This window comes from Sphingomonas sp. JUb134 (genome assembly GCF_004341505.2).
Classification (GTDB): domain Bacteria; phylum Pseudomonadota; class Alphaproteobacteria; order Sphingomonadales; family Sphingomonadaceae; genus Sphingomonas.
The window spans coordinates 2034095-2048472 of the sequence record NZ_SLYP02000001.1 but is presented as its reverse complement, the minus strand read 5'-3'; the positions used below and the strand labels follow the sequence as shown (position 1 = coordinate 2048472).

Below are 14378 nucleotides of genomic sequence, written 5' to 3'. Positions count from 1 at the left end.
CTTCCCCGGATTTCTGGAGTGGACGAACGTCAGGCGCGCGGCGGACGGGAACGCAGCCAGCCGGTGATCGCATAGCGGCGGTACGCAGCCTCCGGCGCGACGCGGGAGACGCTGTGAAGCTGGGGGACGGCGAAGACATCCAGCGTGTTGAACCCCGGAGACATGCCGCTGACCGCGCCGCGTTCCTCGTGAAAGAGCAGCAGCCCGCCCCACTCCGTCCGCCATTGGGGCGTCAGGCCGAAGACATAGGCTGCATGACGGTGCTTGCCGGGGACCTCGTCGGTATGTCCGGTCAGGAAATCTCCAGGCGCATAGGCGGTCGCCTGCCCGTCCGCGAAGTCGATTGCCTCCACGCCGGTGAGCTGGCGAAGACGGTCCCGCGCGGCCCCGCCCGACATCCAGCGGGTGAAGGCGGAAAGATCCGGATCGCCCGGGCTGCCGCCGCCATCGCCATCGGTCAGGCGAAGCGTCTCGTAGCGGTACTGGAAGCCGGACCGGGCGCCGGCCTGTACCGCCGCCTCCAGTGCCTGCGTCTGCTCGGCAGACATGGCGGCGCGGGTGGCGCGATCGAGCTCGAACAGCTTGTCGCCGCTGTTGACCAGCTGGCGCCAGTCCTCGCGCCGGCGCAACTCTGCATGGAGCAGCGCTGGCACCGGATCGGCGAGGAAGCCGTGGATGCGGATGCGCCCCCGCGCGGCAAACTCTGCCGCGAGCGCGGGCCAGTCGATCGCGGGGTTGAGCTGGAGCCCGTCGAGCACGCTCACCGATCCCGGAACCAGCCGGTGATCGCATAGCGGCCGACCGGGGCGAAGGGAGGCACGTAGCTGACGTTGTGCCGCTGCGGTACGCGGAAGAGGTTCAGGCAGTTGAAGCGGGGTTTCATGCCCGCGATCACGTCGTCGTCATCGTCGTAGAACAGCAGATAGCCGCCCCAGTCGGGGCGCCATTCCCGGGCGAGGCTGAGGACATAGGCGACCTGCCGCCCCTCCTCGCCGGTGCCGCGGTCGTCGTGCATCGCGAGGAAGTTGTTGGGCGCGAAGAGCGTCGCCTGCGCATCCGCCTTGATGAGCGACGGCATGCCGGTGATCGCCCGCACGAAGCCGAGGAATTCGGGCGTGTTGATATATTCGAGGACCAGTTCCAGCGGATGTCCCGGCGCCCACTTGCCCAGATAGGCGTCCAGCATCGGATACTGGCCGTAGATGAAGCCATAGTCCCCCTGCCCCACCCCGGTGCCGATCGATTGCCAGAGGCGCCCGTGCTCGGTCCGTGGCATGGCACGCACCGCATCCGCGCGGACCGACTTCGGCGACGATCCCGGCTCCCGATAGGCCAGACCGTACGGCGTCTGCCGCTGGATCACGTCGGCGAGCACATCGGCCGAGCGAGGGGTGAGCAGGTCGCGCACCTGCAGGCGGCCGGTTCCGGCAAACTCCCGTGCAAGCGCCGCGACATCTTGCGCGGGATTGAGGTCGAACAGCGGCAGGGGCTCATTGGGCATGCCGCCACCTTCCGTGGTCGGAGCCGAACATTCAAGCGCTTGTGCCCGTCCGCATGCGAAGTCCTGCTGGACAGGCGGGAGCAAAGCTTAAACCATGCGCCATGGACAGCAGATTTCTCCAGCGACTTGCGCGCGCTGAATCGGCATTTCGGACGGGCGATCTGAACGGCGCGCGCGCGGAACTGGAACCGGTGATCGCGCAGGAGAGCGCACCGGCGGCAGCCTTTCATCTGATGGCCCTGGTCGCGCGGCGGCAAGAGCGCCTTGCGGACGCCGGCGAACTCTTTCGGAAAGCGCTGGCGCGCGCGCCGCAGGACGGGCAGATCAACAACAATTACGCGAACTTCTGTGCGCACACGGGCGATGTAGAGGCGGCGCTTCGGCATTATTCGGTCGCGGCAGCGGGCTCGGGAAAGGCGCGCATCGACGCGCTGGTGAACCGCGCGGTGCTTCGGCAGCAACGCAAGCAGCTGGTCGAAGCGCTGGCCGATGTGGATGCGGCGCTGGCCCTGGATCCGCGGGCGGCGAACGCGCACAGTATTCGCGGCGCTGTCCTTCGCGACCAAGACCGGCTCGACGAAGCCGCGGCGGCATTCGACCAGGCGCTGTCGCTCGAGCCGGCGCGGCCGACCGCCCTGCGAGGGCGCGCGCGTGTCGCCCTGGAACGCGGGGAGGCGGATGCGGCGGCGCGGTTTCGTCACTGCGCGGCGGCGGGTGCGGCCGGGCCGGACGTGCTGCTGGGACTGGCCAATGCCCTAGAGGCGGACGGCGATCCGGGCGGGATGGCGTTGCTGGAGGATGCAGTGATCCGGGTGCCGGAGTGGGTGGAAGCGCATGAGGAGCTTGCCCGCATGCGTTCCGAAGCCGGGCTCGCCGATCGCCTGACCGAGAGCCACGAGGCGGCGCTCGCGCGGGTTCCGCAGAGCGTCGCGCTGCACCAGTCCCGCTGGCGCCTGCTGCATCGCGCGGGCCGGCACGCGGAAGGGCTGGCAGCTCTGGAGGCGGCGCGAAGCACGCTTGGGCAGCGTGCGGAATGGCTGCTGGAGGAAGCCGATCTGGCGATCGAGGCGCGCGATCTGGATCGGGCGCACCGTGTGCTTGATGCTCTGCCGGACGCCGAAGAGACGCTGATGCCGCGCGCGCGATGCGCATTGGCGCAGGGAGACGCGCAGTTCGCCGCCCGGCTGCTGGAGCGACATGTCGCGGCGGATGCCGGAAGCGTGGCAGGCTGGGCCTTCCTCGACCTCGCATGGCGGCTGCTCGACGATCCGCGGCACCAGTGGCTGAGCGGGCAGCCCGGCCTCTATGCACCCAGGCAACTCGCCATCGAGGCGGTCGAGCTGGCACAAATAGCGGACCTGTTGCGGGACCTGCATCGAAGCCGGGCGCACCCGGTGGGGCAGTCGCTGCGCGGCGGGACCCAGACACGCGGGCGCCTGCTTGCCCGGACCGAGCCGCAGCTACGCCGGCTGAAGGCGCTGTTGCTGGAGGCGATCACGAGCCACATGGCCGCCCTTCCCCCGGCAGATCCGCGCCATCCGCTGCTCCGCCAGCGGGAGGCTCCTCCCCGTTTGGCGGGATCCTGGTCGGTACGATTGCGCGGTGCGGGCTTTCACGTCAGCCACATCCATCCGCGCGGCGTGCTGAGCTCCGCCTTGTATGTGAGCGTCCCGGGGGATCTCGATCGCGCCGCACGCGAGGGGTGGCTGGAGATCGGGCGCCCGCCGGACGGGGCGAACCTTCTGCTGGGGCCGCTCGCCGAGTTCGAGCCGCAGCCGGGGCAACTGGTGCTATTCCCGAGCTATCTGTTCCACGGCACCCGGCCGTTTTCCAGCGGAGAGCGGCTGACCGTAGCCTTCGACGTGTTCTTCTAGGCCGGACAAGGAAATGGCCCGGGGTTTCCCCCGGGCCACACCTTTTCTGCTCCATTGCGCGACCGCGTCAGAAGCGGAAGCGAACCGCCGCGTAGAAGTCGCGACCCAGCACGTCATAGACGCCGGGATAGGTGTTCGCCTGCTGCTGATCGCTGCCGATCAGCTGCGGCTTCACATTGCCGATGTTGTTGACACCAAAGCTGAAGTTGTAGGTGTCGGTCAGGTCAATCGAGAAGGCCAGGTCGAGATAGTCCTTGGCCTTGAGCTTCGGCACCGCCAGCTCGGACGCGCTCACGGGATCGCCGTTGACGAGCGAATCTGCCTTGACGCTCGACAGATGGCGCCAGCGAAGGCTGGCCGTCACCGGGCCGTCGATCAGCGACAGGCGCGACGTCCACTTGTACTTCGACTGCGGGTTCCCCTGGGGGTCGCTGCAGTAGTTGACGCCGAAATAGCCCGCGCAGGTGTATGCCTGCTGGCCGGCGACAGGCGCGAACTCATACTTCTCCGTCCAGGTGCCCTGGAAGAAGGCGTTGAGCTTGCTCTCCGCCCCGAACATCCCGAAGCCGAGCGTCTGAGTGTAGTCGACCGAAAGGTCGACACCCGAGGTCTTCAGGCTCGCCGCGTTGGCGTTGACGGCCGTGACGAAGGTCGGATTCTGGATGGTGCCGTCGTCGTTGCGCGAGATCGCCTGGCAGTAGATGCTGTTGACGTCCTGGAAGACGTTATAGCAAAGGTTCAGAATGCCGCCGACGCCACCGCCCAGCGAGGTGATGACGTTGTCCACCTTAATGTTGAAATAATCGGCAGTGACGTGAAGACCGGGCAGGAAGCTCGGCGCGAGCACCACACCAGCGGTGTAGGTGTCGGTGACTTCTTCCTGAAGGTCCGGATTGCCGCCGAACAGGCCTTCGATCTGCGGGTTCGGCTGCAGCGACGCACCCGAACCGATTGCGCTGGCCGGCACGCCGGTGGCGGTGCAGATCGCGACAAGTGCCGCGTCGTTCTGTGCTCCTGCGGTCGCACACGGATCGGTGGCGCCCGGGAAGCCATTGGATTGGCCACCGAACAGCTCGGACACGTTCGGCGCGCGCACCGCACGCGAATATTGCGCACGGAAGGTGATGTCGCGGACCGGAGCCCATTGCGCACCGCCGGTGTAGGTCCACACGCCGCCGACGCCGCCAAGCGAGTAGTCCGAATAGCGGAACGCACCGTTCAGCTCGAGCTTCTCGGCAAACGGCAGGCCGCCGAGCAGCGGCACGCTGAGCTCGCCGAACACTTCCTTGACGTTGTAGCCGCCCGCGGTCGGATCGCCGCCGTTGAAGCCGACGACGTCCCCTGACGACAGCGCCTGGTCCGGGATGAACTGGCTTTCGACCGAGCGATACTCGCCGCCCAGCGCGAAGCCGACCGAACCGCCGCCCAGGCCGAAGTCGAACAGCGAGCCCGAGATCGAGGCCTGCGCGACCTGAAGCTCGGAGATGTCGGTGTTCTGCGTGGTGATCGAGATCGCCGCCACTTCCTCGGCCGATAGCAGGTTCGGGCCGAAGATGTTCAGGCGGTTTGCCAGCAGCTCGGCCGCGAATGCCGAACGCGAGATGTTGCCGTACTGGATGTTCGAGTTTCGGGTACGGGCATAGCTGTAATAGGCGTCATATTTGATGCCGCTGGTGATCGCGCCGGTGCTGCCGATCAGCACCCGAAACGCGTTGCGCTCGTCGAGCGCCTGACGCGAGGACACCGCATTGGTACGCGACGCAAGGCCCACGCCAACCACACCGGGATTGTTGTAGCGGCCTGCCCCGCCCGCCGCGATCAGCGCCGCGTCGATTGCTGCCTCCTGTGCGTCGATCGCCGCGAGCGATGCTGCGTCGGCCGCCGACAGGAACGGGTTGTCGACGGCAATGTTGAAGGTGCCGCTGATCGGGCTCGCCGCCAATTCGTTTGCGACGCGGTTGTTGACGAACGACAGCTCCATGTACGGATTGAACCAGTCGTTCACCTCGTAGTTGGCGTACGCCCCCAGCATCCAGCGCTCCTGCGGAACCTGGAGGTAGTTGTCCGGCGCATAGTTGTAATAGTCGTTGGTCGTGAACGGGCGCGACGTATTGGGGCCAGTGTAATATTGGCCAAGCGTGCTGTTCGCCGAGAGCGAGCCGGCACCGCGCGTGAAGCTGGTGCCGCCGACGCAGTTGGGGTCCTCGCTGCCGACGCACACCGTCGATGGATTCACGTAAAATCGGCCGTTCGGTACCGAGGAACTGCCTAGCGGGACCAGGCTGGTGCCGCTGTCGCCCAACGCCACGGCCGAGAAGTCGCGGGCGCCCTGGAAGATCGCCTTGCGCTGATAATATTCGCCATAAGCGGTGATGTGGCCGCGACCTTCGTCAAAGTCGGTGCCCATCGCGAGATAGGTATCCCAGCGCTGGCCGTCGCCTTCCTCGGTAATGCTGTATTGGCTGCCTGCCTCGACGCCGTTGATGTCGTTGCGCAGGCGGAAGTTCACCACGCCCGCGATCGCGTCCGAACCATAGACGGCGGAGGCGCCGCCGGTCACGACGTCGACGCCGTCGATCAGGAATGCGGGGATCGTGTTGAGATCGACGACCTGCGAGGTATCGTAGAACATGTAGCGGCGGCCGTTGACGAGCACCAGATTTCGGTTACTGCCCAAGCCGCGAAGGTTAAGCGTCGCGACGCCGCCACCTGGATTGTTCGAGAATCCGGTCGATCCCGGAATGACCTGGGGCAACGTGTTCAAGACGCTTTCTACGTTCACTGCGCCGGAAAGCTTGAATTCTTCCTGGGAAACGACTGCCAGTGGGCTGTCGGAAGTCAGATCGCGACGTGCAATACGCGATCCCGTAACAACGATCGTGCCCTGGTTTTCGTCAAGACTCTGGTTCGGCTCGCCGCTGCCGGTTGGAACGGCGCTGATGCCGACATTCTGGGAGGTTGAGGTGCTTTCCTGAGGCGCATCCTGCGCGAAAGCAGGAAAGCCGAGTGTAGCGGCGATCAATACCAAAGGTGCGGCGCCGGCGCGCAGCGCCAGGCGGCGTCCACGATTGCGATTCATGCAGTTCCCCTTCTGTTGCCCCCGAGCCAGACGGGCTCGAATCTTTCAGGATCATGCCTCTCGAACTTTTGTTCGTCCGCTTACGATGCACTGCACAAAAATAGTTGCAAGACTGCTTTCACGATGAAAGAAAATGGCGCGACACTGTCGCATAAATGCAACGTTCAGGAACAGCGCGTCGCCCTCGGCGCGCGTCGAGGGATCTAGGTCATGGTTTCCGCACATACGGCTTTGGGAATGGCGTTCGGGCTGGGACTTGTGCTCGCCTCTCCCGCTGCCTTCGCCCGCGAGGCCGACCCGGGTCGGGTCGACCCCCTGCAGGCCCTGCTCCAATGCCGCACGATTACCGACGCGGCGGCGCGACTGCGCTGCCTCGACGCCCGCACCGCAGAGGTGGAGGTGCTGCTGAACAAGGGGGGTCTGGTGGTGGCGACCCGGACCCGGATCGCGGAGGCGCAGGCGGCGCAATTCGGGCGCAGCGCTCCCGCCCCGGCGATCGCGGTGCGCGAGCAGGAACAAGCGCCCCCTCCGCCTGCCCGCATCGACACCAGCATCAAAGGCGTCAGCACGACGCCGGATGGGAAGTGGGTCATGGTGCTCGCCGATGGCGCGCGGTGGCAGCAGATCGACGGACGCATCCTGGCGCGCGATCCGAAGCCGGGAATGGCGATCGCAATCCGCCGGGCGGCAATGGGCAGCTATCTGGCGAATGTGGCGGGTCAGCCTGCCATGCGGGTACGGCGGGTGAACTGACCCTGCCGATGGCGCGGCCAGCCTCGTGTGGGCGGCTGGGCGCCGGTGCCGAATTCATGTTTTCTTCTGGGGGTTTGTGAATGTCGATCGGTGTCAGGTTTCTCGTCGCCCTGCTGCTTTGCTCTTCCGCCGCAGCGACTGCCCAGGGGGCTGCAGAGCCCAAAGTGGAGCGCGGGCGCGCGGGGGCCGAGGATCACAAGGACAAGATGAAGGAGCAGGCCGAGGCAGGCTGGGCCATTCCACCAGTCGAGGAGCAGGAAGCACGATCCAAGGGCCGGGTGACGGTCGGCGGCCGGTCGCTCGGTTATACGGCGACCGCCGGTACGCTCACCGTGCGCGACATCGAGGGCAAGCCGACAGCCAGCATGTTCTACACCGCCTACACGCTCGACGGGACCAAGCCCGGCACCAGACGCCCGATCACCTTCTTCTACAACGGCGGCCCCGGCAGCCCGACCTTCTGGCTGCACATGGGCTCCTTCGCCCCCGTTCGCCTGAAGACCACCAACCCGGAGTTCATCAAGCCGGCGCCTTATGATTTCGGGCCCAATGGCGAGACGCTGCTCGACAAGACGGACATGGTGTTTCTGGACGCGATCGGCGCGGGCTATTCCCGGCCGCTCGGCGATGCGAAGCCCGAGGCTTTCTACGGTGTCGACGAGGATGCCGACGTGTTCGCCAAGGCGATCCTGCGCTATGTGACGAAGAACGGACGCTGGAACAGCCCCAAGTTCCTGTTCGGCGAAAGCTACGGCACGTTGCGATCGGGGGCGCTCGCCTATCAACTCCAGGATCGGGGCATGGCGCTGAACGGCGTGGTGCTGCTCTCCTCGATCATGAACTACGGCTATCGCCAGCCGGGACTCGACCAGCTGTACCTGAACTATCTTCCGAGCTTTGCAGCGACCGCCTGGTACCACCGCAAGCTGCCCAACCCGCCTGCCGACGTGGCAACGGCCGTCGCCCAGGCACGCGCCTTTGCGGTCGGACCCTATGCCGCGGCGCTGGCCAAGGGGCAGACCATCTCGCCCGCGGAAGAAGACGCGATCGCCGAGCAGATGAGCCAGCTGATCGGACTCTCGCCAGCGTTCATCAAGCAGGCAAACCTCCGCGTCGACCTCGCGCGCTTCCAGAAGGAGTTGCTGCGCGACCGGCGGCAGACCATCGGCCGGTTCGACTCCCGCTACACCGGGATTGATCCGGACGCGGCCGGCGAACGGCCGGAAACCGATGCCTCATCGGACGCGATCAGCGGCGCGTTCATCGCGACCTTCCACGATTACGTGACCCATACGCTCGGCTACAAGACGGAGATGCCCTACCGGCTGAGCGCCCGAGAGGCCGCCGGCTGGACGTGGAACTGGCAGCACAAGGCCCCGGGACGCGGCTTTGGCGCGCAGAACAACCCCAACACGGCGCTGGACCTGGGCGCGGCGATGCGCGCGAACCCGTATCTGAAAGTGCTGTCGCTGAACGGGTACTACGACATGGCAACGCCGTTCTTCGGGACCGAAAACGACCTGGGGCACATGATGCTGGAGCGGTCGCAGCAGGGGAACCTCTCGTTCCGCTACTATCCCGCCGGGCACATGACCTATGTGAACCCGGAAGCGCTGCACCAGATGAAGGTCGACTTGGCGGGCTGGTACGACGAAGCGGTCGAGGCGGCGAGCAGCCCCGTGCCGCCGCAGGCGCCATCGCTTTCCGCAGGCGAGCCCGGGCAAGGGCCGAACTGAGGCTGGCAGTGGTCTCGGACACCCTTGCGCTTCCAGCAGCTGCATCGGCAGAGTGGGCGGATGACGTACAGGATGCTTTCCCACCACTGTCGTAGCGCGCTTGCAGGCGCCGCGATCGCCCTGCTCCTCTCAGCCACGGCGGGTGTGGCGCAGGACGTTCCGTCGGTCTTTGCGGGGGCCGACCCCTCGGCCATGGTGGCCGAAGGCAAGATGTGGATCTATCCCACTGGCGGGGACGGCCTCCAGGCCTGGTCCACGACGGACCGGCGGAACTGGAAGAAGGACCCGCTGCTGCGGCTGAGGGACATTCGCTGGACCGAGGCGGACGGCGCGCCGGTGCACTACCTCTGGGCGCCCGACATGGTCCTCGATCGCGGCCGCTACTATTTCTACTATTCGATCGGCCCGCAGAACCCGACGCCGAGCCGACTGGGCGTGGCCGTCTGCTCCAGCCCTGCCGGCCCCTGCACTGACAGCGGCAAGCCGCTGCTGACGGGCGGCGACGGCTTCGAGGCGATCGACCCCACCGTGTTCATCGACCCGAAATCCGGACGCCGGCTGCTCTATGCAGGGGGAAGTGCCGGTGCGAAGCTGCGGGTGTTCGAGCTAGCCCCGAACATGGTGACGATCGCACGCGAGGTGCCGGTCGAGCAGCCGCCGCACTTCACCGAGGGCGCCTTCGTGCACGAGCGGAACGGCATCTACTATCTTTCGTACAGCCACGGCCGGTGGAACCGCTCGGACTATTCCGTCCATTACGCGACGGCATCCTCGCCGATCGGGCCGTGGCAGTATCGCGGCGCGATCCTGACGGCCGATGCCAAGTACAAGGGCCCCGGGCACCACAGTTTCGTGCGGGATCCGAAAACGGGCGAGTGGCTAATCGTCTACCACCGTTGGGAAGGGCAAACCGGCGATGGCCCCTATGCCGGGGAACGCCGGGTCGCGATCCAGCCGATCCGCTATGATGCGTCGGGGCTGATCCAGCCGGTCAAGATGAGCGACTGACGCAGCGAGCGCCCTGCTCTGCCGGGCCGCTTGCACGAGGGAAGTCGCGGCGCGTCTGGAGTTTGGAGGGCGGGCGGCGTCGGGCGTTCGATGCGGCGGCTCGCGGTGGTCCGTGCGGTACGGCGCGCGCAACCTGGCGCCGTGAGGCGAAGGGCTACGCCGACGTTCGGCAGCCATCGCAGCTCGGCCCCCGCCTCCGCGGGGGTACGAAGTAGGTGAACTCTCCTACTTCGGCGTGAAGTCACGCTGGCAGGGGAGCCCCTCGAGCATCCGGCAACGAGAAGATCCTGGCCGCGGCCGAGTGCCGCCATAAAAAAGGCCCACCGGCGGGAGCCAGCGGGCCTCTTCTCAGGGCATCAGCGGGCGATCAGAGATCGTCGCCGTCGTCCTCGGCATCGGGGCCGGTCATCATTTCCTCGGCGACCTTTTCCGTACGCGCACGGATCGCGCGCTCCAGGCGGTCGCGGAGTTCGTCATTCTCCTTGAGGAAGGTCTTGGCGTTCTCGCGCCCCTGCCCGATGCGGACCGAGTCGTAGCTGAACCAGGCGCCGGCCTTTTCCACCAATCCGGCCTTCACGCCCAGGTCGAGGATCTCGCCGATCTTGGAGATACCCTCACCGTACATGATGTCGAACTCGACCTGCTTGAACGGCGGGGCGACCTTGTTCTTGACGACCTTCACCCGCGTCGAGTTGCCGATGATGTCCTCGCGGTCCTTGATCTGGCCGGTGCGGCGGATGTCCAGGCGGACCGACGCGTAGAACTTGAGCGCATTGCCGCCCGTCGTCGTCTCCGGATTGCCGTACATCACGCCGATCTTCATGCGCAGCTGGTTGATGAAGATCACCATGCAGCGCGAGCGGCTGATCGAGCCGGTCAGCTTGCGCAACGACTGCGACATCAGGCGGGCCTGGAGGCCGACGTGGCTGTCGCCCATCTCGCCCTCGATCTCCGCGCGCGGCACCAGTGCCGCCACCGAGTCCACCACCAGCACGTCGATCGCGTTCGACCGCACCAGCGTGTCGGTGATCTCCAGCGCCTGCTCGCCGGTATCCGGCTGCGAGACGATCAGTTCGTCGATGTTGACGCCCAGCTTCTTGGCATAGACGGGATCAAGCGCATGCTCGGCGTCGACGAACGCGGCGGTGCCGCCGTTCTTCTGCGCCTCTGCAATCACGTGGAGCGCGAGCGTGGTCTTGCCCGAGCTTTCCGGACCATAGACCTCGATCACACGGCCGCGCGGCAGGCCGCCGACGCCAAGCGCGATGTCGAGGCCGAGCGAACCGGTCGAGATCGCCTCGACCTGCATGGCTTCCTTCTGGCCCAGCTTCATCGCCGAACCCTTGCCGAACGCGCGGTCGATCTGCGCGAGCGCTGCGTCGAGCGCCTTCTGCCGCTCGCCCGCAGCCTTGTCGTTGGTCGCTGCCATCTTGCTGTCGATCACCTTGAGGTTTGCCGCCATTCGTGGCCTCCATCGCTAGAGCAACCGCGCGAGCCGTTCAACGCGTTGTTCGCCATGTATTCCATTTGTTCCGTGAGAACAAGAGGCGAACCACATGAGACGGACGCACCGCGTCACGCCCGTGGATGGAGCGCTCCGGACGTACAACAACTGGAAAAACAGAACGGCGCTTAGCCGAGCTCGGTAAGCGCCTTCTCCACGCCGTCCATGGTGAACGGCTTGGGCAACACCGGGCGGTCGCGGTGCGTGGGCTCCACCGCGTCGCCGGACCCGCCGGTGGCAAGCACGAACGGGATGCCGGCAGCGGCGAGCGCGTCCGCGATCGGCCAGCTCTTCTCACCGCCGCGCAGATTGACGTCGAGGATCGCGGCATCGATGCCGCCCTCCTCGATCCGGGACAGCGCATCGCTGACGCAATCGGCGGTGCCGGCGACGGACTTGCCGAGGATGTCGAGGAAATCCTCGAGCATCATCGCGATCAGGGGCTCGTCCTCGACGATGAGGATACGCTGGGGAGCTGTCATGCCCGCGCGTCTAAGCAGATGGCGGCACGAACGCCAAGCCTCATTTCGTTGCCAGAACGTCACGAGCAGCTTCGCCAAGCTGCTGAACGGAGAAGGGTTTCGGCAGAAAGGCGACGTTGCCGAGATCGATCGATCGGCGAAGCTGCTCCTCGGCATAGCCCGACATGAAGAGGATCGGCAGGTCGGGATAGATGCGCCGCACGTGCCGGGCCATGGTCGGACCGTCCATCGCCGGCATCACCACGTCGGACACGAGCAAGTCGATCTGCGGCCGGTCGGCCAGGAGCTCGAGCGCGGCTTCGCCATTCTCCGCCGTCAGCACCTTGTAGCCCTGGCGCGTCAGCGCGCGCTCGGCGACCGAGCGGACCATGTCCTCATCCTCCACCAGCAGGATCGTGCCGGTACCCCAGATGTCGCTGGGTCGCTCACGGCGCGGCTGCACCGGCGGCGGCAGGGCGGCGATGGCAGGCGCCGAGTGGACGGGAAGAAAGATCGTAAAGGACGTCCCCTGCCCGACCTGCGACTCGGCAAAGATGTAGCCACCCGACTGCTTGATGATGCCATAGACCGTCGAAAGGCCGAGGCCGGTGCCCTTGCCCACCTCCTTGGTGGTGAAGAAAGGTTCGAAGATCTTGGGCAGCACGTCCGGCGCGATGCCGGTCCCCGTATCGGTGATGCGCACGGCGGTATAGTCGCCGACCGGAAGCACCTCGTTCTCCATCGCCCGCACCTCGGCCGCGCCGATCGCCAGGGTCTCGATCACGAGGCGGCCGCGGCCGTTGGGGTTCTTGGCGACCATGGCGTCGCGGGCGTTGACCGCCAAGTTCACCACCACCTGCTCGAGCTGACCCGGGTCCGCGCGCACGGGACCGAGGTTGCGACCGTGCCGCACCACCAGCTCGACCGCCTCTCCCAGCAGGCGCTTCAACAGGTTCGACACTTCGGAGATCACGTCGGGAAGCTGCAGCACCTGCGGCCGGAGCGTCTGCTGGCGCGAGAAGGCGAGCAGTTGGCGGGTCAGGCTTGCCGCGCGATTGGAGTTGGCGCGGATCTGCTGGATGTCGTCATAGTCGCTGTCGCCGGGGGTATGGCGCATCAGCATCAGGTCACAATGACCGATAATAGCGGTCAATATGTTGTTGAAATCATGGGCGACACCGCCGGCCAGCTGGCCCACCGCCTGCATCTTGGTCGCCTGGGCGACCTGGCGCTTCAGGCGCGATTCCTCGCCGGTATCCTTGAGGGTCAGCAACACCGCAGCGTCGCCCAGGCCGCGCCCGCCCCCGATGGTGAGCGCGATCGGCTCGTCGGGGTGGCTGATCAGCCGGACCGCCATGTCCGAGGCGTGCTGCGCCCCGCCCGCAAAACGGCGGATCGCATCGGCAAGCGCGCCCTTGTCCTCCCGCACCACGAGATCGCCCGGGTAGAGCGGCGGCGCGTTGGTATTGACGCCGGTCGCGCGCGCAAAAGCGTGGTTCATGTGCAGGAAGCGCCCGTCGCGATCGACCAGCGCCATGCCGACCGGAAGCAGCGAGACCAGCGCGCGGACATGCCCCGCCGCCCCGCCGGAGATCGGCGCGGCAGCCTCGGCCGCCTCCTCGTCGAGCAGCACGACGAGCATCGGCGCCCCTTCGTCGGGGAGGAACGGCACCTGGAGCAGCCGCAACGGGTTGCCGCCTGCGCCCTCGCGTTCGAAACGGATGCGCCCCTCACCGTCCGTGGTGAGGAAACGGGCGAAGTCGCGGCCGACGATCGAGCCCTCTTCATGCCCGAGGGCGCGGGCGCGCAAGACGCGGTTGGCGGAACGGATACGACCGTCGGAGCCAAGCAGTGCGGCCATGATGCCCGCCCCGCCCAGCCGATCACCATGCGGGCCCGACAGCCACTGCTCCGCCTCGATGGAAGCGGTCGCGCGGCCGCCACCGAAAAAGCGCCACACCAGTGTCCCGTCGCCGACGCGCTCGATCGCGAGCTTCCAGTACATTGCCGTCCGCGCGGATCCACGCGGAGGCACGACCGTCGCGCCACGCGGCGCGTCCGGCGGCTGCAAGCTGCGCCGCCCCCTCTTCCTCCAGCGGCAGTCCTGGCGGGGTCGGATAGCCGCCGAACCGCTCGGCATAGCGCCCATTCGCGCATACCAGCTGCCCTGCGCGATCGGTGACGGCGAGCGCCTCCTCGCTCGCTTCGGCAAGGGCGTGCGCAAGCGCCCAGTCAGCAGGCGGTGCCTCGACCGGGGGCACACTGGAGAACCGGTACCAGGCGAACACCGCCGCCGGAACGATCAGCGCTGCCGCAAGGAAGCCGGCCGCAAGCACGGGCTCCCCGACCATCTTGAGGACGAGGAGCGCCGCGACGAGGCCGATGCCGAGCGCAACGAAGAACGGGAGACGGTCGACCTTGGCCGGGCCGTCGGTGGCGGTGGAAACGCGTGCCATCGCGGC

General features: G+C 66.8%; 9 protein-coding genes and 1 pseudogene. 4 read left to right on the top strand and 6 right to left on the bottom strand.

Annotation, left to right across the window (positions count from 1 at the left end; all coding sequences use genetic code 11):
* Positions 1–29: 29 nt before the first annotated feature.
* Positions 30–764 carry a 2OG-Fe(II) oxygenase gene (locus tag EDF69_RS19895; protein ID WP_339538155.1) on the bottom strand — a complete coding sequence of 245 codons (735 nt, stop codon included), beginning with the start codon at positions 762–764 and terminating at the stop codon, positions 30–32.
* On the bottom strand, positions 761–1501 hold the full coding sequence (locus EDF69_RS09575; RefSeq protein WP_132884232.1) for a 2OG-Fe(II) oxygenase: 741 nt from the start codon (positions 1499–1501) through the stop codon (positions 761–763). Before EDF69_RS09575 ends, EDF69_RS19895 begins: the two co-directional genes overlap by 4 nt.
* 101 nt (positions 1502–1602) lie before the next feature.
* Between EDF69_RS09575 and EDF69_RS09570 the strand changes: the two genes are divergently transcribed.
* The gene (locus tag EDF69_RS09570) at positions 1603–3375 is read left to right on the top strand and encodes a putative 2OG-Fe(II) oxygenase (protein ID WP_165890073.1); all 1773 of its coding nucleotides are present in this window, start codon (positions 1603–1605) and stop codon (positions 3373–3375) included.
* Positions 3376–3442: 67 nt separating this feature from the next.
* Here the strand turns inward: EDF69_RS09570 and EDF69_RS09565 are convergent, their stop codons facing one another.
* Positions 3443–6454, bottom strand: coding sequence for a TonB-dependent receptor domain-containing protein (locus EDF69_RS09565; RefSeq protein WP_132884230.1), 3012 nt, complete (start codon positions 6452–6454; stop codon positions 3443–3445).
* A gap of 210 nt (positions 6455–6664) precedes the next feature.
* Between EDF69_RS09565 and EDF69_RS09560 the strand changes: the two genes are divergently transcribed.
* The 3 genes from EDF69_RS09560 (at position 6665) to EDF69_RS09550 (ending at position 9951) form a co-directional block, all read left to right on the top strand.
* A complete protein-coding gene (locus EDF69_RS09560; RefSeq protein ID WP_132884229.1) occupies positions 6665–7207 on the top strand; it encodes a hypothetical protein in 543 nt (180 codons plus the stop codon).
* 80 nt (positions 7208–7287) lie between these two features.
* Positions 7288–8943 (top strand): S10 family peptidase, encoded by a 1656-nt coding sequence (locus tag EDF69_RS09555; protein ID WP_132884228.1) that lies wholly within the window; start codon positions 7288–7290, stop codon positions 8941–8943.
* 60 nt (positions 8944–9003) lie between these two features.
* The gene (locus EDF69_RS09550) at positions 9004–9951 is read left to right on the top strand and encodes a family 43 glycosylhydrolase (protein WP_239555408.1); all 948 of its coding nucleotides are present in this window, start codon (positions 9004–9006) and stop codon (positions 9949–9951) included.
* Between the two features lie 367 nt (positions 9952–10318).
* On the opposite strand, the gene recA is transcribed toward EDF69_RS09550, so the two are convergent.
* The 3 genes and pseudogenes from recA to EDF69_RS09535 all read right to left on the bottom strand — a co-directional run bounded on the left by recA (position 10319) and on the right by EDF69_RS09535 (position 14372).
* Positions 10319–11413, bottom strand: coding sequence for a recombinase RecA (recA, locus tag EDF69_RS09545; protein ID WP_204991356.1), 1095 nt, complete (start codon positions 11411–11413; stop codon positions 10319–10321).
* Between the two features lie 170 nt (positions 11414–11583).
* Positions 11584–11937 (bottom strand): response regulator, encoded by a 354-nt coding sequence (locus tag EDF69_RS09540; protein WP_125962084.1) that lies wholly within the window; start codon positions 11935–11937, stop codon positions 11584–11586.
* Positions 11938–11977: 40 nt separating this feature from the next.
* Positions 11978–14372: pseudogene (locus EDF69_RS09535) on the bottom strand (response regulator).
* Positions 14373–14378: the final 6 nt, after the last annotated feature.

Coding starts and splice junctions, on each gene's coding strand:
- EDF69_RS09550 (WP_239555408.1), top strand. CDS start 9,004: ATGACGTACAGGATGCTTTCCCACCACTGTCGTAGCGCGCTTGCAGGC.
- EDF69_RS09560 (WP_132884229.1), top strand. CDS start 6,665: ATGGTTTCCGCACATACGGCTTTGGGAATGGCGTTCGGGCTGGGACTT.
- EDF69_RS09575 (WP_132884232.1), bottom strand. CDS start 1,501: ATGCCCAATGAGCCCCTGCCGCTGTTCGACCTCAATCCCGCGCAAGAT.
- recA (WP_204991356.1), bottom strand. CDS start 11,413: ATGGCGGCAAACCTCAAGGTGATCGACAGCAAGATGGCAGCGACCAAC.
- EDF69_RS09555 (WP_132884228.1), top strand. CDS start 7,288: ATGTCGATCGGTGTCAGGTTTCTCGTCGCCCTGCTGCTTTGCTCTTCC.
- EDF69_RS09565 (WP_132884230.1), bottom strand. CDS start 6,454: ATGAATCGCAATCGTGGACGCCGCCTGGCGCTGCGCGCCGGCGCCGCA.
- EDF69_RS09570 (WP_165890073.1), top strand. CDS start 1,603: ATGGACAGCAGATTTCTCCAGCGACTTGCGCGCGCTGAATCGGCATTT.
- EDF69_RS09540 (WP_125962084.1), bottom strand. CDS start 11,937: ATGACAGCTCCCCAGCGTATCCTCATCGTCGAGGACGAGCCCCTGATC.